Source organism: Streptomyces sp. CA-294286 (assembly GCF_050947155.1).
Lineage (GTDB): Bacteria > Actinomycetota > Actinomycetes > Streptomycetales > Streptomycetaceae > Streptomyces.
The window spans coordinates 810,201-828,985 of the sequence record NZ_CP192005.1 but is presented as its reverse complement, the minus strand read 5'-3'; the positions used below and the strand labels follow the sequence as shown (position 1 = coordinate 828,985).

At 70.8% G+C, this 18,785-nt stretch carries 13 protein-coding genes; 9 read left to right on the top strand and 4 right to left on the bottom strand.

Annotated elements, in window-relative coordinates:
• The first annotated feature begins 26 nt into the window (after positions 1–26).
• The 9 genes from ACQPZG_RS08455 (at position 27) to ACQPZG_RS08415 (ending at position 13,106) form a co-directional block, all read left to right on the top strand.
• Positions 27–974, top strand: a complete 948-nt coding sequence (locus ACQPZG_RS08455; RefSeq protein WP_433545218.1) for a carbohydrate ABC transporter permease — start codon at positions 27–29, stop codon at positions 972–974.
• Positions 974–1,852, top strand: a complete 879-nt coding sequence (locus tag ACQPZG_RS08450; protein WP_433545217.1) for a carbohydrate ABC transporter permease — start codon at positions 974–976, stop codon at positions 1,850–1,852. Before ACQPZG_RS08455 ends, ACQPZG_RS08450 begins: the two co-directional genes overlap by 1 nt.
• A gap of 221 nt (positions 1,853–2,073) precedes the next feature.
• Complete coding sequence (locus ACQPZG_RS08445; RefSeq protein WP_433545216.1) at positions 2,074–3,297, top strand: ROK family transcriptional regulator; 1,224 nt, start codon at positions 2,074–2,076, stop codon at positions 3,295–3,297.
• A 121-nt stretch (positions 3,298–3,418) separates the two neighbouring features.
• Positions 3,419–4,528: a substrate-binding domain-containing protein gene (locus tag ACQPZG_RS08440; RefSeq protein WP_433545215.1), complete on the top strand. Its 1,110-nt coding sequence runs from the start codon at positions 3,419–3,421 to the stop codon at positions 4,526–4,528.
• 166 nt (positions 4,529–4,694) lie between these two features.
• Positions 4,695–5,513, top strand: a complete 819-nt coding sequence (locus ACQPZG_RS08435; protein WP_433545214.1) for an ATP-binding cassette domain-containing protein — start codon at positions 4,695–4,697, stop codon at positions 5,511–5,513.
• On the top strand, positions 5,510–6,823 hold the full coding sequence (locus ACQPZG_RS08430) for a sugar ABC transporter permease (protein WP_433545213.1): 1,314 nt from the start codon (positions 5,510–5,512) through the stop codon (positions 6,821–6,823). Before ACQPZG_RS08435 ends, ACQPZG_RS08430 begins: the two co-directional genes overlap by 4 nt.
• A gap of 222 nt (positions 6,824–7,045) precedes the next feature.
• Positions 7,046–8,965 (top strand): 1-deoxy-D-xylulose-5-phosphate synthase, encoded by a 1,920-nt coding sequence (gene dxs, locus ACQPZG_RS08425; RefSeq protein WP_433545212.1) that lies wholly within the window; start codon positions 7,046–7,048, stop codon positions 8,963–8,965.
• A gap of 185 nt (positions 8,966–9,150) precedes the next feature.
• Complete coding sequence (locus tag ACQPZG_RS08420; protein WP_433545211.1) at positions 9,151–10,686, top strand: amino acid permease; 1,536 nt, start codon at positions 9,151–9,153, stop codon at positions 10,684–10,686.
• 920 nt (positions 10,687–11,606) lie between these two features.
• The gene (locus ACQPZG_RS08415; protein WP_433545210.1) at positions 11,607–13,106 is read left to right on the top strand and encodes a glycosyltransferase family 39 protein; all 1,500 of its coding nucleotides are present in this window, start codon (positions 11,607–11,609) and stop codon (positions 13,104–13,106) included.
• 278 nt (positions 13,107–13,384) lie between these two features.
• Here the strand turns inward: ACQPZG_RS08415 and ACQPZG_RS08410 are convergent, their stop codons facing one another.
• From ACQPZG_RS08410 to ACQPZG_RS08395, 4 genes are all read right to left on the bottom strand, one after another.
• Positions 13,385–13,774, bottom strand: coding sequence for an NTP pyrophosphohydrolase (locus ACQPZG_RS08410; RefSeq protein ID WP_433545209.1), 390 nt, complete (start codon positions 13,772–13,774; stop codon positions 13,385–13,387).
• 89 nt (positions 13,775–13,863) lie between these two features.
• On the bottom strand, positions 13,864–15,996 hold the full coding sequence (locus ACQPZG_RS08405; protein ID WP_433545208.1) for a 3-hydroxyacyl-CoA dehydrogenase NAD-binding domain-containing protein: 2,133 nt from the start codon (positions 15,994–15,996) through the stop codon (positions 13,864–13,866).
• Positions 15,993–17,213, bottom strand: coding sequence for a thiolase family protein (locus ACQPZG_RS08400; RefSeq protein ID WP_433545207.1), 1,221 nt, complete (start codon positions 17,211–17,213; stop codon positions 15,993–15,995). Before ACQPZG_RS08400 ends, ACQPZG_RS08405 begins: the two co-directional genes overlap by 4 nt.
• Before the next feature lie 247 nt (positions 17,214–17,460).
• Entirely contained in the window at positions 17,461–18,753 is a 1,293-nt protein-coding gene (locus ACQPZG_RS08395) for an HRDC domain-containing protein (RefSeq protein WP_433545206.1), read from the bottom strand.
• Between the last annotated feature and the right edge of the window lie 32 nt (positions 18,754–18,785).

Genomic DNA, 18,785 nt, shown 5'->3' with positions numbered 1-18,785 from the left:
CGCCTCGTACCCGCCCAGGAGAAATCGTGTCACTCAAGGCCCCTCCGTCCCCCGCCGAGACCGGCGGGGGACGGGGCGGGCGCGCCCCCAGGCCGGTGAGCCGCCGCAGCGGTCTGGCCAGGCTCGGCCCGCTGCCCTGGATCGCGCCCGTCATCCTGCTCATCCTCTTCGTGGTCGTATGGCCGGTCGTCGAGCTGATCCGCACCTCGTTCCTCAGAGTCTCCAGCTCCGGCAAGGTGCGCGGCAGCGCCGGAACGGACAAGTACACCAAGCTCTTCGGGGAGACCGACCTGGCCTCCGTCCTGATGTGGACGGTGATCTGGACGGTCGTCGTCGTGGTCTTCACGATGCTGATCTCGCTGGCCCTCGCCCAGTTGTTCAACCAGAAGTTCCCCGGCCGCACCGTCACCCGCTGGGCGCTCATCGCCCCCTGGGCCGCTTCCGTGCTGATGACCGCCATCGGTTTCAAGTGGATGCTCAACCAGACGGCGGGCGTCCTCAACACGCTGATGCTGGACCTCGGATTGATCGACAAGTCCGAGGACTGGCTGGGGCGTTCGGAAACCGCCTGGCCGTGGATGATGGCGGTCGCCGTCTTCGTGTCGCTGCCGTTCACCACGTACACCCTGCTGGCCGGACTCCAGACCATCCCGGGCGAGGTGTACGAGGCGTCGCGCATCGACGGCGCGGGGACCTGGCAGACGTACCGGCACATCACGCTGCCGATGCTGCGCCCGGCGTTCCTGATCGGCCTGGTGATCAACCTCATCAACGTCTTCAACTCCTTCCCGATCATCTACGCCATGACCAAGGGCGGGCCGGGCAACGACACCTCCACCTCGATGGTGTTCATGTACACGCTGAAGGAGACCGACATCGGCGAGTCGGCGGCCATGTCGGTCGTCAACTTCGTGCTGGTCGTGGTGCTCGTCCTGATCTTCCTGAAGGTCAGCCGCTGGAACGAGGAGGACTGATGGCCACCGCTACGGCCGCCCGGCCGAGGACGACGGGGCCCTCGCCCAAGACCCCCAAGCGCGCCTTCCGCCCGCGCACCCTGCTGATCGCTGCGGTGGCGTGGGGCCTCGCCGCGCTCTTCCTCGCCCCGTACCTGGAAATGGTCATCACCGCGCTGCGGCCCCGGGAGGAGCTGCGCGACCGCACCTACCTGCCGAGCAGCTTCGAGTGGTCGAACTTCATCGACGTGTGGAAGGAATCCACGCTCGGGCAGAACCTCCAGGTGTCGCTGCTGGTGGCCGGCGGGTCGACGCTGCTGGTCCTGCTGGTGGCCCTGCCCGCCGCGTACTACACGGCCCGGATGAAGTTCCGCGGCCGCAAGGTCTTCCTGCTGCTGGTCCTGGTCACGCAGATGTTCCAGCCGACCGCGCTGCTCGTCGGCCTGTACCGCGAGTTCTACCAGCTGGGCATGCTCAACTCGATCTGGACGCTGATCATCACGAACGCGGCCTTCAACCTCGCGTTCGCGGTGTGGATCCTGACCGCGTACATCGGATCGATCCCGGCCGAGCTGGAGGAGGCGGCGATGGTGGACGGCACCAGCCGGTTCGGCGCGATGATCCGGGTCACCCTGCCGTTGGCGCTGCCGGGGGTGGTGACCGCCCTGATCTTCACGTTCATCACGTCATGGAACGAGTTCGCGATGGGGCTGACCCTGACCACCCAGCCGGAGAGCCAGCCGTTGACGGTCGGCATCAACAACTTCGTCGGCGCCTACACCGTCCAGTGGAACTACATCTTCGCCGCGTCCGTGGTGGCGATCGTGCCGGTGGTCATCCTGTTCGCGTTCATCGAGCGGCACGTGGTGTCCGGCCTGACGGCCGGCTCCGTCAAGTAACGATTCCGCGGAAGCTTTCCCGCGGTACGAAGCGCCCGTCGGCCATGGCCGACGGGCGCTTTGGCGCGTTCTCGTACCTCTACGCTCAAGGCCTTGACGGAAGCAGGCCTCTAAGACTCTGCTTAGGGTTCACATGTTGGAAGAACGGCGGGGCCGCGCAGCCGGGGCCCCGGAGCGGACGGCCGTCGTGCCGTACGCCGGTAACGGGAGTGGATGAGTCGATGGAGACTCCGGGATCGCAGACGTCTCTGCACCGGGCCAATCTTGAGCGGGTGGTGCGCGCGGTGCGCATGGCCGGCTCGCTGACCCAGGCCGAGATCGCCAGAAGCACCGGGCTCTCCGCCGCCACGGTCTCCAACATCGTGCGCGAGCTGAAGGACGGGGGGACCGTCGAGGTCACCCCCACCTCGGCGGGCGGACGGCGGGCCCGCAGCGTCTCGCTCAGCGGTGACGCGGGCGTCGTCATCGGCGTCGATTTCGGCCATACGCACCTGCGCGTCGCCGTGGGCAACCTGGCCCATCAGGTCCTCGCCGAGGAATCCGAGCCGCTGGACGTGGACGCCTCCGCCGCCCAGGGCTTCGACCGCGCGGAACAGCTGGTGAAACGCCTGGTGGGGGCCACCGGCATCAGCCAGGACAAGGTCATTGGCGTCGGGCTCGGCGTTCCCGGTCCCATCGACGTCGAATCCGGCCGTCTCGGCTCCACGGCCATCCTCCCGGGCTGGCAGGGCATCAACCCGAGCGAGGAGCTGTCCGGGCGCCTCGGCGTCCCGGTGTACGTCGACAACGACGCCAACCTCGGTGCGCTCGGCGAGCTGGTCTGGGGCGCCGGCCGCGGCGTGCGCGACCTCGCCTACATCAAGGTCGCCAGCGGCGTCGGCGCCGGTCTCGTCATCGACGGCCGCGTCTACCGGGGGCCCGGCGGCACGGCCGGCGAGATCGGCCACATCACGCTCGACGAATCGGGTCCGGTCTGCCGCTGCGGCAACCGGGGCTGCCTGGAGACCTTCGCCGCGGCCCGCTACGTACTTCCCCTCCTGATGCCCTCGCACGGCCCCGACCTCACCATGGAGCGCGTCGTGCGGCTCGCCCGCGAGGGCGATCCCGGCTGCCGCCGGGTGATCTCCGACGTGGGGCGCCACGTCGGCAGCGGTGTCGCCAACCTCTGCAACCTCCTCAATCCCAGTCGGGTCGTCCTCGGCGGCGACCTCGCCGAAGCGGGCGAACTCGTGCTCGGCCCGATCCGCGACTCCGTCTCCCGCTACGCCATCCCCAGCGCGGCCCGTCAGCTCAAGGTGCTGCCCGGGGCGCTGGGCGGACGCGCGGAGGTACTGGGCGCCCTCGCCCTCGTGCTGAGTGAAATGGGCGATTCGACCCTCTTGGGCACCTCGATGTCGGTCAACTCCTTTGGTGCGGACCAACATTCTGCGCCTGCCTTCACTTAGATAACGAATGGCACCGTTGTCATCTCGTTAAGGGTTTACTCCTTGACGCCTCGGGGGCGCGCGAGTTGACTTCCAGACACCTCGGCCGCAACGACGCGGCCTCGTCAGGGAGGCACACCACATGAACGCAATGACGCGTCGCGTCGTCATAGCCACGGCCGCGATCTCCATGGCCGTCTCGCTCTCCGCCTGCGGCAAGGCCGGCGACGGCGACAAGGCCGACGGTGGCGGCAAGGACGGCGGCCTCGGCAAGACCATCGGTCTGCTGCTGCCGGAGAACAAGACCACGCGCTACGAGACCTTCGACCGCCCGATCATGGAAAAGAAGATCAAGGCGCTCTGCTCGGACTGCGAGGTCAAGTACAACAACGCCGCGCAGGACATCGAGACCCAGAAGAAGCAGTTCGACGCGCTCGTCACGCAGGGCGTCAAGGTGATCATCCTGGACGCGGTGGACTTCAACGCCACCAAGTCCTGGATCACCACCGCCGCCAAGCAGGGCGTCAAGGTCGTCGCGTACGACCGTCTCGCCGAGGGCCCGATCTCCGCGTACGTCAGCTACGACAACGAGAAGATCGGCAACCTCCAGGGCGAGGCCCTGGTCAAGGCCCTGGGCGACAAGGCCAAGGACGCCAACGTCGTCATGATCAACGGCTCGCCGACCGACCCGAACGCCGGCTTCTTCAAGAAGGGCGCCGAAGACGTCCTGAAGAAGGAGACGAAGAAGATCGTCTACTCCCAGGACATCCCGGACTGGTCCCCGGACGAGGCGAACAAGAAGATGGGCGCCGCCATCGACTCCCTCGGCAAGGACGGCTTCCAGGGCGTCTACTCGGCCAACGACGGCATGGCCGGCGGCATCATCACCGCGCTGAAGAAGCAGAACATCAAGGTTCCGGTCGGCGGTCAGGACGCCGAGCTCGCCGGTCTCCAGCGCGTCCTGTCGGGCGAGCAGGCCTTCTCGATCTACAAGCAGATCAAGCCGGAGGCCGAGACCACCGCCGAGATCGCGGTGCGCATCCTCAAGGGCGAGAAGTTCGACGACCTGGCGCCGACCAAGGTCGACAGCATCAGCGGCGAGTTCAAGGCCACGCCGTCCAAGCTGTACGACGCGCAGGTCGTCACCAAGGACAACATCGCGAGCACCGTCATCAAGGACGAGGTCTACAAGGCGTCCGAGATCTGCACGGCCGACTTCAAGTCGGCCTGTGAAGCGGCGGGCATCAAGTAGCTCGCGCTCCCGGTACGGACGCCGACGGGCCCCGCGGCCCCGGCCTCCCGTACCCAGTCGGCGCCGGCCTCCCGCCCCCGCACGGGCGGGACGCCGGCGCCGCCCCCTCCTCGCAAGTCCTTGTGCACCATGCACCACCATCCCCGCCGGTCAGGCGGCGAAGGAGATGATTCACGTGTCCGCTACGCCCGTGCTGGCGTTGCGCGGAGTCTCCAAGCGGTTCGGCGCCGTCCAGGCGCTGACCGACGTAGACCTGGAGATCCAGCCCGGCGAGGTGGTCGCCCTCGTCGGCGACAACGGCGCCGGCAAGTCCACCCTCGTCAAGACGATCTCGGGCGTCCACCCGATCGACGAGGGCGCCATCGAGTGGGACGGGAAGCCGGTGCAGGTCAACCGGCCGCAGGACGCCCAGAACCTCGGCATCGCCACCGTCTACCAGGACCTGGCGCTCTGCGACAACCTCGACGTCGTCGCCAACCTCTTCCTCGGCAGCGAGATCCGGCGGGGCTCGATCCTCGACGAGATCGCGATGGAGAAGCGCGCCAAGGAACTCCTGGACACCCTGTCCATCCGCATTCCGAGCGTCCGCATCCCGGTCGCCTCGCTCTCCGGCGGTCAGCGCCAGGTCGTCGCCATCGCGCGCGCCCTGGTCGGCGACCCCAAGGTGGTCATCCTCGACGAGCCGACCGCCGCCCTCGGCGTCGAGCAGACCGCTCAGGTCCTCGACCTGGTCGAGCGGCTGCGCGAGCGCGGCCACGGCGTCATCCTCATCAGCCACAACATGGAGGACGTGCGCGCCGTCGCGGACAAGGTGGCGGTCCTGCGCCTCGGCCGCAACAACGGCGTCTTCGACGTGAAGACGACCTCCCACGAAGTGATCATCTCCGCCATCACCGGCGCCACGGACAACGCCGTGACCCGCCGCAAGGCGCGTACCGCCACGGCTTCGGCCACGGCCACGGCAGCGAAGGAGGACGCGAAGTGAGCGACCTCGCCAAGACCCCCGAGAAGAAGTCCGCGGACCCGGCCGCGGCGCCCGGTCCGGACGCCACGGCAGCCCCCGCGGCTCCCGCCGTCGACCCCCGTCTCCTGATCCGCGAAGAGGGCTTCAAGGGCTACCTGACGGAGTTCACCCGCAAGGTGCGCGGCGGCGAGCTCGGCTCGCTGCCCGTGTTCCTGGGCCTGGTTGTCATCGCGGTCGTCTTCCAGACCCAGAACAGCAACTTCCTCTCCGCCAGCTCCCTCGCCAACATCGCCGTCTACACCTCCGGGCTCGGCATCATGGCGGTCGGCATCGTCTTCGTGCTGATCCTCGGCGAGATCGACCTCTCGGTCGGTTCCGTCGCGGGCGTCGGCGCGGCGATATGGGCGGTGCTCCAGGTCTCCAACGGCTGGAACGGCTGGCTCGCCATCGCCGTGGCGCTGCTCGCCGGCCTCGCCCTCGGCCTGCTGCACGGCTTCTTCTTCGCCAAGATCGGAGTGCCGGCCTTCGTCGTCACCCTGGCCGGTTTCCTCGGCTGGAGCGGTCTCCAGATCTGGCTGATGGGCAAGGAAGGCTCGATCAACACCCCGACCGGCAGCGTGGTCGAGAACCTGACGGGCTACTACTTCGAGGACAAGTTCGCCGCGTACGGCCTCGCCGTCGCCGCGATCCTGATCTACGGCCTCTCGCAGTTCCTGGACAGCAGGCGCCGCCGGGCCGCGGCCCTGCCCGCCCGCCCGACCAGTGAGATCGTGCTCCGTACGGCCGTCGTCGCGGTGCTCTGCCTGGTCGTCGCGTACGTGCTGAACGAGCCGCAGGGCGCCCGTGGCCTGCCGCTCGCGCTCGTCCTGTTCCTGGCGGTCCTGCTGATCGCGGACTTCGTGGCCCGGCGCACCATGTTCGGCCGGCAGGTCTTCGCGGTCGGCGGCAACGCGGAGGCCGCCCGCCGCGCGGGCATCAGCGTCGACCGGATCCGGATCACCGTCTTCGGCCTGTCCGGCCTGCTCGCCGCCTTCGGCGGCCTCTTCGTGGCGAGCCTCTCCGGCGGCGCCACCAAGAGCGTCGGCGCGGGCAACACCCTGATGCTCGTCATCGCCGCCGCCGTCATCGGCGGCACCAGTCTCTTCGGAGGCCGGGGCAAGGTCTGGTCCGCACTGCTCGGCATGATCGTCATCCAGTCCATCCAGCAGGGTCTGAACATGCTCGGCATGGCCAGCGAGATCCAGTTCATGATCACCGGTGCGGTCCTCCTCGCCGCAGTGGTCATCGACTCGGTCTCCCGTCGCACCCAGAAGTCCGCAGGACGCGCCTGACCCCGGCGGCCGTACCCCCCGTACGGCCGCCGAACCTCCCGTGCCCGGCACCGCGAATCACCGGTGCCGGGCACATCTGTGCGCCCGTACATCCCTTTGCGTGACGTACATCGCACATCCCGCCGACCGCCGCCGCGCGCGGAACATTAGACTCGGCAGATCGGCACGACCGTCCACGCACTTGATGTGCACGTAAGCCAGTTCAACCGCTAGGAGGCACGGGTGGCGCTGCTGACCCGCATCAAGGGACCGCGCGATCTGGACCGGCTGACCCCGGAGGAGCTCGACCAGCTCGCTTCGGAGATCCGGACCTTCCTCGTCGACGAGGTGTCCAAGACCGGCGGACACCTGGGCCCGAACCTGGGCGTCGTCGAGCTGACCATCGCCCTGCACCGTGTCTTCGAGTCGCCGAAGGACAAGGTCCTCTGGGACACCGGCCACCAGAGCTACGTGCACAAGCTCCTCACCGGCCGTCAGGACTTCACCCGGCTCAAGATGAAGGGCGGCCTCTCCGGCTACCCGGCGCGTGCCGAGTCCGAGCACGACATCATCGAGAACAGCCACGCCTCCACCGTCCTCGGCTGGGCCGACGGCCTGGCCAAGGCCAACCAGGTGCTCGGCAAGGACGACGCGGTCGTCGCCGTCATCGGCGACGGCGCGCTGACCGGCGGCATGGCCTGGGAGGCGCTGAACAACATCGCCGTCGCCAAGGACCGCCCGCTGGTCATCGTCGTCAACGACAACGAACGCTCCTACGCGCCCACCATCGGCGGCCTCGCCAACCATCTGGCCACGCTGCGCACCACCGACGGCTACGAGCGCTTCCTCGCCAAGGGCAAGGACCTCCTGGAGCGCACCCCGGTCGTCGGCCGCCCGCTGTACGAGACGCTGCACGGCGCGAAGAAGGGCCTGAAGGACTTCATCGCCCCGCAGGGCATGTTCGAGGACCTCGGCATCAAGTACGTCGGCCCGATCGACGGCCACGACATCGAAGCCCTCGAATCCGCCCTCCAGCGCGCCAAGCGCTTCGGCGGCCCGGTCATCGTGCACTGCCTCACCGAGAAGGGCCGCGGCTACCAGCCCGCCCTCGCCGACGAGGCCGACCGCTTCCACGCCGTCGGCAAGATCCACCCGGACACCGGCCTGCCGATCGCCTCCTCCGGCGTCGACTGGACCTCGGTCTTCGGCGAGGAGATGGTCAAGCTCGGCAAGGAGCGCAAGGACATCGTCGCGATCACCGCGGCCATGCTCCAGCCGGTCGGCCTGGACAGGTTCGCCAAGGCGTTCCCGGACCGGGTGTACGACGTGGGCATCGCCGAGCAGCACGGTGCCGTCTCCGCGGCGGGTCTCGCCACGGGCGGCCTGCACCCCGTCTTCGCCGTGTATGCGACATTCCTCAATCGTGCCTTCGACCAGGTCCTCATGGACGTGGCCCTCCACAAGTGCGGTGTGACCTTCGTACTGGACCGGGCCGGTGTCACCGGGACCGACGGCGCCTCGCACAACGGCATGTGGGACATGTCGATCCTCCAGGTCGTGCCGACCCTGCGGATCGCCGCCCCGCGCGACGCCGACCAGGTCCGCGCCCAGCTCCGCGAGGCCGTCCAGGTCGACGACGCCCCGACCGTCGTCCGTTTCTCCAAGGGCGCGGTCGGCCCGGCGGTCAAGGCGGTCGGCAAGGTCGGCGGCATGGACGTCCTGCGCAGGCCCACCGCCGACGAGGCCCGCCCCGACGTCCTCCTCGTGTCGATCGGGGCCCTGGCGCCCATGTGCCTGGAGATCGCCGACCTGCTGGACGCGCAGGGCATCTCCTCCACCGTCGTCGACCCCCGCTGGGTCAAGCCGGTCGACGAGGCGATGGCCCCGCTCGCCGAGCAGCACCGGGTCGTCGTCACCGTCGAGGACAACTCCCGCGCCGGAGGCGTCGGCTCCGCCGTCGCACAGGCCCTGCGCGACGCGGACGTGGACGTTCCGCTCCGCGACTTCGGCATCCCGCCGGTCTTCCTGGACCACGCCTCCCGCAAGGAGGTCATGGCCGAGATCGGGCTGACCGCCCCGGACATCGCCCGCCAGGTCACCGGCCTGGTCGCGAAACTCGACGGCCGCCTGGAGAGCGCGACGGCAGAGATCGCACGCGACTGACGCACCGCCGCTGTCACCTTCTGCGTCCGGGCCGGGGAAAAACCCCCGGCCCGGACCTTTTCGCACCTTCGCCCCATCGGGTGAAAACATGTTCGCGCAGTCGCGGACCCGCACGAATGATCACGATGATTGCGGGTGACCCTCCACACGGAGGTGGGGACGACCCGACCGGCGGAGGTGCTGCGGTGAGCACGGAACACCAAGGATCCAGGGACCACCAGGGACCAGCGGGCACGAGGCAGAACGGCGTCTTCCGCACCAAGACCGTCGAGCAGTCGATCCGGGACACCGAAGAGCCGGAGCACGAGCTCAAGAAGTCCCTCTCCGCCTTCGACCTCACGGTCTTCGGTGTCGGCGTCATCATCGGCACCGGCATCTTCGTCCTCACCGGCAAGATCGCCAAGGAGACCGCGGGCCCTTCCGTCGCCCTCGCCTTCGTCGTCGCGGGCATCGTCTGCGGCCTGGCGGCCCTCTGCTACGCCGAGTTCGCCTCGACCGTCCCGGTCGCGGGATCCGCGTACACGTTCTCGTACGCCTCCCTCGGTGAGCTGCCGGCCTGGATCATCGGCTGGGACCTCGTCCTGGAACTGGCGCTCGGCTGCGCGGTCGTCGCGGTCGGCTGGTCGGGCTACATGCGCTCGCTCCTGGACACGGCCGGCATCCACCTCCCCGACGTCCTCTCCGGCACCCACGACGGAAAGTTCGGCTTCGACCTGCTGGCCTGCGTCCTGGTACTCCTCCTCACCGCGATCCTGGTCGCCGGAATGAAGCTTTCCTCGCGGGTGACCAGCATCGTCGTCGGCATCAAGGTGACCGTCGTGCTTCTGGTCATCATCGTCGGCGCCTTCTTCATCACCGGCTCGAACTACACGCCCTTCGTCCCGCCCGCCCAGGACGCCGAGGGCGGCAGCGGCCTGACCGCCCCCCTGGTCCAGAGCCTCTTCGGCTTCACCCCGACCAGCTTCGGCGTGATGGGCGTGTTCACCGCGGCGGCCGTCGTCTTCTTCGCGTTCATCGGCTTCGACATCGTCGCCACCGCCGCCGAGGAGACCCGCAACCCGCAGCGCGACGTGCCGCGCGGCATCCTCGGCTCCCTCATCATCTGCACGCTGCTGTACGTGGCGGTCTCGGTCGTCGTCACCGGCATGCAGAAGTACAGCGAACTGTCGACGAACGCCCCGCTCGCCGACGCCTTCAAATCGGTCGGCCACCCCTTCTGGGCGGGCCTGATCAGCTTCGGCGCGGCCGTCGGCCTCACCTCGGTCTGCATGATCCTGCTGCTGGGCCAGTCCCGGGTCTTCTTCGCGATGAGCCGTGACGGCCTCCTCCCGAAGACGTTCTCGCACGTCCACCCGCGCTTCGGCACCCCGTACCGCTCGACCATCCTGCTGGGCGTCCTCGTCGCCGTCGTCGCGGGTTTCACCTCCATCGACGAACTCGCCGAACTCGTCAACATCGGCACGCTCTTCGCCTTCGTCGTGGTCGCGATCGGCGTCGTCATCCTGCGCCGCAAGCGCCCCGACCTGCCGCGCTCCTTCCGCACCCCGCTGGTCCCGCTGATCCCCGCCCTCTCCGTCCTCGCCTCCCTCTGGCTGATGCTGAACCTGCCGGGCGAGACGTGGTTGCGGTTCGGGGCGTGGATGCTGGTGGGCGTGGTGCTGTACTTCGTCTACGGCAAACGCCACAGCAAGCTCGACCACGGCACCCGAAATCCCCGATAACCCCACGCGGTCGCCCCCTTCGAGCGGCGGAGCCGGCCCTGCCCCCGGTAGCGCCCTCGGGTGGCGGGGCCGCCCCGGGGGCGCGGAGGTGCCGCTGCACGAGCGAAGCCGAGTGCTTGGGGGAGGGCGGGCAAGGGGGCAGTCCCCACCGGAGGCGCACCCCCGGGCCCCCGCCGCGCCCCGACTGCGGTCCTCACGAGCCGCGCCGGTCGTGCTCCGGCTCTGGTCCTCACGAGCCCGCATCCCCCGGGCCCCCGCCGCGCCCTGACTGCGGTCCTCACGAGCCGCGCCGGTCGTGCTCCGGCTCTGGTCCTCACGAGGCCGTATCCCCCGGGCCCTCGCCGCGCCCTGACTGCGGTCCTCACGAGCCGCGCCGGTCGTGCTCCGGCTCTGGTCCTCACGAGGCCGTATCCCCCGGGCCCTCGCCGCGCCCTGACTGCGGTCCTCACGAGCCGCGCCGGTCGTGCTCCGGCTCTGGTCCTCACGAGCCCGCATCCCCTGGGCCCCCGCCGCGCCCTGACTGCGGTCCTCACGAGCCGCGCCGGTCGTGCTCCGGCTCTGGTCCTCACGAGCCCGCATCCCCTGGGCCCCCGCCGCGCCCTGACTGCGGTCCTCACGAGCCGCGCCGGTCGTGCTCCGGCTCTGGTCCTCACGAGCCCGCATCCCCTGGGCCCCCGCCGCGCCCTGACTGCGGTCCTCACGAGCCGCGCCGGTCGTGCTCCGGCTCTGGTCCTCACGAGCCCGCATCCCCCGGGCCCCCGCCGCGCCCTGACTGCGGTCCTCACGAGCCGCGCCGGTCGCGCCCCCGCTCCCGTCTCCACGAGCCCGCACTCCCCGGCCCGCGGTAGGCGCCCCCGCCCGCCCCCTCACGAAGCGCCCCGCTCCCGCCCCGCCCCCCGCCGCCCGATAACTTTGCCCCCATGCCCGCCGAGCAGCCCGATCCCCCCTGCACGCCCTCGCGTACGTCTCCGGGCACGTCCCCCCACACGCCCCCCCACACGCCCCCCACCACCCCCGGGCCCTACTGGCGGCGCCTGCTCCCCGTCCTTCTCGTCCTGGCAGCTCTCACCCGCCTCCCCTCCTTCCTCCACCCCCTGTGGAACCCGGACGAAGGCTTTCTCGCGACCCAGGCCCGCCTCCTCGCCTCCGGGGGAGTGCTCTACGACACGGTCGTCGACCGCAAGCCCCCCTTCCTGCCCTGGCTGTACGAAGCGGCCTTCGTCCTCTTCGGGGACGACACCCTTGTCCCGCTCAAGGTCCTCGCGGTTCTCGCCGTCCTCGCCACGGCCGCCCTCCTCGCCTCCCTGGCCCGCCGCCGTTGGGGGGACCGGGCCGGGGCGGTGGCCGGTGCGGGCTTCGTACTCCTCTCGGTCGGCATGCCGCCGGAGGACACCCAGGCGGCGGCCTTCGGACTGTTCATGCTCCCGTTCACCGCGCTGGCGATGTGGTGCGCCGACCGCGGGTACTGGGCCCCGGCCGGGGCGGCGGTCGCCGCCGCCCTCCTGACCAAGCAGACGGGCGGCGCGGTCCTCGTCCCCGTCCTGTGGCTGCTCTGGTCCACGGCCGCCGGAACCAGGGGCCGGGCCCTGCTCCGTACCCTCGCGGGATGCGCGCTGCCGGTGGCCGCCGTGGCACTGACCACCGGGCCCTCGCGTTTCCTGTTCTGGGTGGTCACCGGCTCGGGCTCGTACGCCGACCTCTCCGGCTCCGGGCTGCACGCCCTGGGCCGGGGGCTCGGCAACGCGGCGATCCTGGCGGGCGCGGGCCTCGGCCTCCTGATCCCCCTCCTGCGCCGCCCGAAGGCCCCGACCGCCGACCTGTGGCTCTGGCTCGCCGCGTCGGCGGTCGCCGTCATGACCGGTTTCCACTTCTTCGGGCACTACTACCTGCAACTCATGCCGCCCCTGGTCCTGCTGGGCACCGCCGCCCTGCAAGTCCTGCCGCGCCGCTGGACGGCCACCGCCCTCGCTCTCATGGCCCTCGCCTGCGCGGTGTTCGTGACCTGGGGCTTCCTGGCTCCCCGGCCCGAACTCGCCCACGCCCGACGCCTCGCGGACACCATCCGTGCGCGCACGGACCCCGGCGACCGCGTGCTGATCTGGGGCATGCACCCGGAGACGTACTGGCTCGCCGACCGCACCCCCGCGAGCCGCTACCTCACCGCCGGCCTGCTGACCAACTTCAGCGGCGGGCGCAGTACCGGCTCCCTGGTCGGGGAGGAGTACGGGGTCGAAGGCAGTTGGCCGACCTTCCGCGCGGAACTCGCCGCGCACCCCCCGGCGCTCGTCGTCGACGACTCCCGGGGCAAGCCGTACGCCCCGGAACGGCTGCCGACGCTGCGGCGCGTCCTGGAGGAGTCGTACGTACGCGCCGGAACGGTCGACGGCGCGGTCATCTACGTACGCGCGAACACGCCCTGACGGACCGGGCCGCTCCGGGCAGCGGCCCCCCCCACGCATGCGCCTCGACGGACCGGGCCGGACAGCGGCCCGCACGCACGCGCACCCTGACGGACCGGGCCGCTCCGGGCAGCGGCCCCCACGCATCCTGACGGACCGGGCAGCTCCGGGCAGCGGCCCGCACGCACGCGCCGCGCCCCGACGGACCGGGCCGCTCCGGACCGGGCCCCGGGTGACGCACGCGTGAACCTCGCCCCGACGACGGGCGCGCGCCGTTCCGTACAGGGCCGCCGGGGCCGCTACCCCCTTACCGTCCGCGGGCCCACGCACCGCGCCCCGTGGGCCTCCACCCGCCGCCTCAGCTCACGGTCCGCCGTGACGACCACGCAGTCCTGCGCCGGGTCGCGCCCCGCGACGACCTCCACGATCCGGTCGTCCCCGCTCCCGGGCGCCGCCACGACCCGCACCCCCGGCACGGACTCCACGCCCCGGGCCGCACCCTCCACCACCAGCACGATCTCGACGGGCCCCGGCCACCCCGCGATCCCGTCCGCGGCGTACGCGGGAAGCCGGTCCCGCAACCGCTCCGCCGCACCGCGGCGGTCCTTCCACCAGCCGTCGGGCACCGAACCGACCACGTTGGCGGCGTCGACGACGAGGAGGGACTGCGGAGGCCGGACAGCTGTCATGGGCCCAGCCTCGCACGTGCGGTGCCCCCGCCGTACGACGAAGGGGCCGCACCGGATGTTCACCGGTGCGGCCCCTTCCCCCGCGAACGCTACGCGGGCACGCTCGCCACGCCCTGCGCCAGGAACTTCCTGCCGGTGGCGCGCTCCGAGTAGCCCTCACGGTCCAGGTACGGCGTGATGCCGCCCAGGTGGAAGGGCCAGCCCGCGCCGGTGATCAGGCACAGGTCGATGTCCTGGGGCTCGGCCACGACGCCCTCGTCGAGCATCAGGCGGATCTCCTGCGCGACCGCGTCCATGACCCGGGTGCGGACCTGCTCCTCGGTCAGGACGGAGTCGCCCTGCTTGAGGAGCGCGGCGACCTCGGGGTCCAGCTCGGGCTTGCCCGAGTCGTAGACGTAGAAGCCGCGCTTGCCGGCCTTGACCACGGCGGCCAGGTTCGGCGAGACCGTGAAGCGGTCCGGGAAGGCCCGGTTCAGGGTCTCCGAGACGTGCAGGCCGATGGCCGGGCCGACCAGCTCCAGGAGGACCAGCGGCGACATCGGGAGACCGAGGGGCTCGACGGCCTTCTCGGCGACGGCGACCGGGGTGCCCTCGTCGATGACGTTCTGGATCTCGCCCATGAAACGGGTCAGGATGCGGTTGACGACGAACGCCGGGGCGTCCTTGACCAGGACGGCCGACTTCTTCAGCTTGCGGGCGACACCGAAGGCGGTGGCCAGCGACGCGTCGTCCGTCTTCTCGCCGCGGACGATCTCCAGCAGCGGGAGGACCGCGACCGGGTTGAAGAAGTGGAAGCCGACGACCCGCTCGGGGTGCTGGAGCTTCGACGCCATCTCGGTGATGGAGAGGGAGGAGGTGTTCGTGGCGAGGATGGCGTGGGCGGGGGCGACCGCCTCGACCTCCGCGAACACCTGCTGCTTGACCGACATCTCCTCGAAGACCGCTTCGATGACGAAGTCGGCGTCGGCGAAGCCTTCGGCCTTGTCCAGGACACCGGTGACCAGGGCCTTGAGGCGGTTGGCCTTGTCCTGGTTGATGCGGCCCTTGCCGCGGAGCTTCTCGATCTCCGTGTGGACGTAGCCGACGCCCTTGTCGATGCGCTCCTGGTCGATGTCGGTCAGGACGACCGGCACCTCCAGACGGCGCAGGAAGAGGAGGGCGAGCTGCGAGGCCATCAGGCCCGCGCCGACGACGCCGACCTTGGTGACCGGGCGGGCCAGGGACTTGTCCGGGGCGCCGGCCGGGCGCTTGGCGCGCTTCTGGACCAGGTTGAACGCGTAGATGCCGGAGCGGAGTTCGCCGCCCATGATCAGGTCGGCGAGGGCCTGGTCCTCGGCGTCGAAGCCGGCGGACAGGTCACCGGACTTGGCGGCCTCGATGATGTCCAGCGCGCGGTAGGCGGCCGGGGCCGCGCCGTGCACCTTGGAGTCGGCGACGAAGCGGCCACGGGCCACGGCCGCGTCCCACGCCTCGCCGCGGTCGATCTCCGGGCGCTGCACCTGCAGTTCGCCGCGCAGGACCGCGGAGGTCCAGATGAGCGACTGCTCCAGGAAGTCGGCGCCCTCGAAGATCGCGTCGGCGATGCCCAGCTCGTAGACCTGCTCGGCCTTGAGCTGGCGGTTCTGGTTCAGCGAGTTCTCGATGATGACCGAGACGGCCTTGTCGGCGCCGATCAGGTTGGGCAGGAGGGCGCAGCCGCCCCAGCCCGGGACCAGGCCGAGGAATACCTCGGGCAGCGAGAACGCCGCGATCGAGGAGGAGACCGTGCGGTACGAGCAGTGCAGGCCGACCTCGACGCCGCCGCCCATCGCCGCGCCGTTGTAGTACGCGAAGGTGGGGACCGCGAGGTGCGAGAGGCGGCGGAAGACCTCGTGGCCGCCCTTGCCGATGGCGAGCGCGTCCTCGTGGCGCTTGAGCAGCTCCACGCCCTTGAGGTCGGCGCCGACCGCGAAGATGAACGGCTTGCCGGTGATGCCGATGCCGACGACGGTGCCCTCGGCGGCCTCCTTCTCGACCTGGTCGACGGCGGCGTCGAGGTTCGCCAGCGACTGGGGGCCGAAGGTGGTCGGCTTGGTGTGGTCCAGGCCGTTGTCCAGGGTGATGAGGGCGAAGTTGCCCGCGCCGCCGGGGAGTTCCAGGTGTCGTACGTGCGCCTGGGTGACGACCTCGTCCGGGAACAGCTCGGCCGCGCCCTTCAGGAGCTCAGAGGTAGGGGTGCTCACTTGTTGCCTCCGTCGAAGTGCGGGTTCTCCCAGATGACCGTTCCGCCCATGCCGAAGCCGACGCACATGCTCGTCAGGCCGTAGCGGACGTGCGGCTGGTCCTCGAACTGCCGGGCCAGCTGCGTCATCAGACGTACGCCGGAGGAGGCGAGGGGGTGACCGAAGGCGATGGCGCCGCCGTACTGGTTCACCCGCGCGTCGTCCTCGGGGATGCCGAAGTGGTCGAGCATGGCCAGCACCTGCACGGCGAAGGCCTCGTTGATCTCGAACAGGCCGATGTCGTCGATCGACAGGCCCGCCTTGGCGAGGGCCTTCTCGGTCGCCGGGACCGGGCCGATGCCCATGACCTCGGGCTCGACGCCCGCGAAGGCGTAGGAGACCAGGCGCATCTTGACCGGGAGGCCGAGCTCGCGCGCGACGTCCTCGGCGGCGATCAGGGACGCGGTGGCGCCGTCGTTGAGACCGGCGGCGTTGCCGGCGGTGACGCGGCCGTGCGGGCGGAACGGCGTCTTGAGGCCCGCGAGGGACTCCAGGGTCGTACCCGGGCGCATCGGCTCGTCGGCGGTGGCCAGGCCCCAGCCGGTCTCGCCGGCCTCGGCGTTCGTACGGCGCACGGCCACCGGCACCAGGTCGGCCTGGATCTTGCCGTCCGCGTACGCCTTGGCGGCCTTCTCCTGCGAGCGCACCGCGTACTCGTCGGCGCGCTGCTTGGAGATGCCGGGGTAGCGGTCGTGCAGGTTCTCGGCGGTCATGCCCATGAAGAGGGCGGACTCGTCGACGAGCTTGTCGGAGACGAAGCGCGGGTTGGGGTCGACGCCCTCGCCCATGGGGTGGCGGCCCATGTGCTCGACGCCACCGGCGACGGCGATGTCGTACGCACCGAGGGACACGCCGCCCGCGACGGCCGTCACGGCGGTCATCGCGCCGGCGCACATGCGGTCGATCGAGTAGCCGGGGACGCTCGTCGGCAGACCGGCGAGGATGCCCGCCGTGCGGCCGAGGGTGAGGCCCTGGTCGCCGATCTGCGTGGTCGCGGCGAGGGCGACCTCGTCGATGCGGGCGGGGTCGAGGTCCGGGTTGCGGCGCAGCAGCTCCCGGATCGCCTTCACGACGAGATCGTCGGCCCGGGTCTCGTGGTAGATGCCCTTCGGGCCCGCCTTGCCGAACGGGGTGCGGACGCCGTCGACGAAGACGACGTCCCTGACGGTACGAGGCACGATTGGCTCTCCTCCGGGGTGCGGGGTGTGCTGCTGCCGGTATGCGGATACGCCGAGGTGGGCGCGTCCGCACACCCATCATGCTACTTACGAGTAACCAAGCTGCCCAGTCCCCGGGGCCGGAGCGGTGAAGGTCACACTCCGGACGCGGCATTCGGGTGCCGCCGGGCACGGCCGACCGGTCCGGTACGCACCGCAGCCCCCGGCCGTGGGAACGGCCGGGGGCTGCGGAGCGCGGGTACGGAGCTCAGGACTCCACCGGGGCGGGCGCGGTGGCGGTGAGGGCCTTCGCGAGGAGCGGGGCGACCAGCTCGATCTGCCAGCGCCGCGCGCCGTAGGACGCCAGCGCCTCGGCCACGTTCTCCTCCGTCGCGGGCTTCGGCGGTTCCCAGCAGACCCGGCGCACCGTGTCCGGGGTGACCAGGTTCTCCTGCGGCATGTTGATCTCCTCGGCCTGCGCCGAGACCGCCGCCCGTGCGGCCGAGAGCCTGGCCGCCGCCGCGGGGTCCTTGTCGGCCCAGGAGCGGGGCGGCGGGGGGCCCGCCACCGCCTGCCCCGGCTGGGGAAGCTCGATGTCGGGCAGGGCCCTGGCCCGGTCGATCGCCGCCTGCCACTGCTCCAGCTGGCGCCGGCTCATCCGGTTGCCGAAGCCCGGCAGGGCGGCCAGGGCGTTGGCGTTGGGGGGTACCGCCAGCGAGGCCTCGACGATCGCCGAGTCGCTCAGCACCTTGCCGGGCGACACGTCGCGCCGCTGCGCGATCGCGTCGCGGGCGGTCCACAGCTCCCGGACGACCGCCAGTCGGCGTCGGCCGCGGACCTTGTGCATCCCCGAGGTGCGGCGCCACGGGTCCTTGCGCGGCGGCGCGGGCGGCGCCTCGGCGATCGCCCGGAACTCCTGGAGGGCCCAGTCCAGCTTGCCCTGCCGGTCCAGCTCCTTCTCCAGGGCGTCGCGCAGGTCGACGAGGAGCTCCACGTCGAGGGCGGCGTAGCGCAGCCACGGTTCGGGGAGCGGGCGGGTGGACCAGTCGACGGCGGAGTGGCCCTTCTCCAGGGCGTACCCGAGGAGGTTCTCGACGATCGCGCCGAGGCCGACGCGCGGGACGCCCGCGAGGCGGCCGGCCAGCTCGGTGTCGAAGATGCGGGTGGGGATCATGCCTATTTCGCGCAGGCACGGGAGGTCCTGGGTCGCCGCGTGCAGCACCCACTCCGCGTCGGCGATCGCGTCGCCCAGGGCGGTGAGGTCGGGACAGCCGACCGGGTCGATCAGTGCGCTGCCCGCACCCTCACGGCGCAGCTGCACGAGGTAGGCCCGCTGCCCGTACCGGTAGCCGGACGCGCGTTCGGCGTCCACGGCCACGGGGCCGGTTCCGGCCGCGAAGGCGGCGACGACTTCGTCGAGGGCCTCCTGCGTCGCCACCACGGGGGGAACGCCCTCGCGTGGTGCCAGCAACGGGATCGGCGCCGGTTCGACGTCGTCCGGGGGAGCGCCCCCGGTGGTTCGCAGGTCTGCTTCTGCTGCGGTCTCTTGGGCGTCGGTCACGTGCCCAGGGTATCTGTGTATGACAGAAGCCC

Bases quoted from the DNA above. Each gene is read 5' to 3' on its own strand.
- ACQPZG_RS08450 (WP_433545217.1), top strand. From the start codon at position 974: ATGGCCACCGCTACGGCCGCCCGGCCGAGGACGACGGGGCCCTCGCCC.
- ACQPZG_RS08445 (WP_433545216.1), top strand. From the start codon at position 2,074: ATGGAGACTCCGGGATCGCAGACGTCTCTGCACCGGGCCAATCTTGAG.
- ACQPZG_RS08440 (WP_433545215.1), top strand. From the start codon at position 3,419: ATGAACGCAATGACGCGTCGCGTCGTCATAGCCACGGCCGCGATCTCC.
- ACQPZG_RS08435 (WP_433545214.1), top strand. From the start codon at position 4,695: ATGATTCACGTGTCCGCTACGCCCGTGCTGGCGTTGCGCGGAGTCTCC.
- ACQPZG_RS08415 (WP_433545210.1), top strand. From the start codon at position 11,607: ATGCCCGCCGAGCAGCCCGATCCCCCCTGCACGCCCTCGCGTACGTCT.
- ACQPZG_RS08410 (WP_433545209.1), bottom strand. From the start codon at position 13,774: ATGACAGCTGTCCGGCCTCCGCAGTCCCTCCTCGTCGTCGACGCCGCC.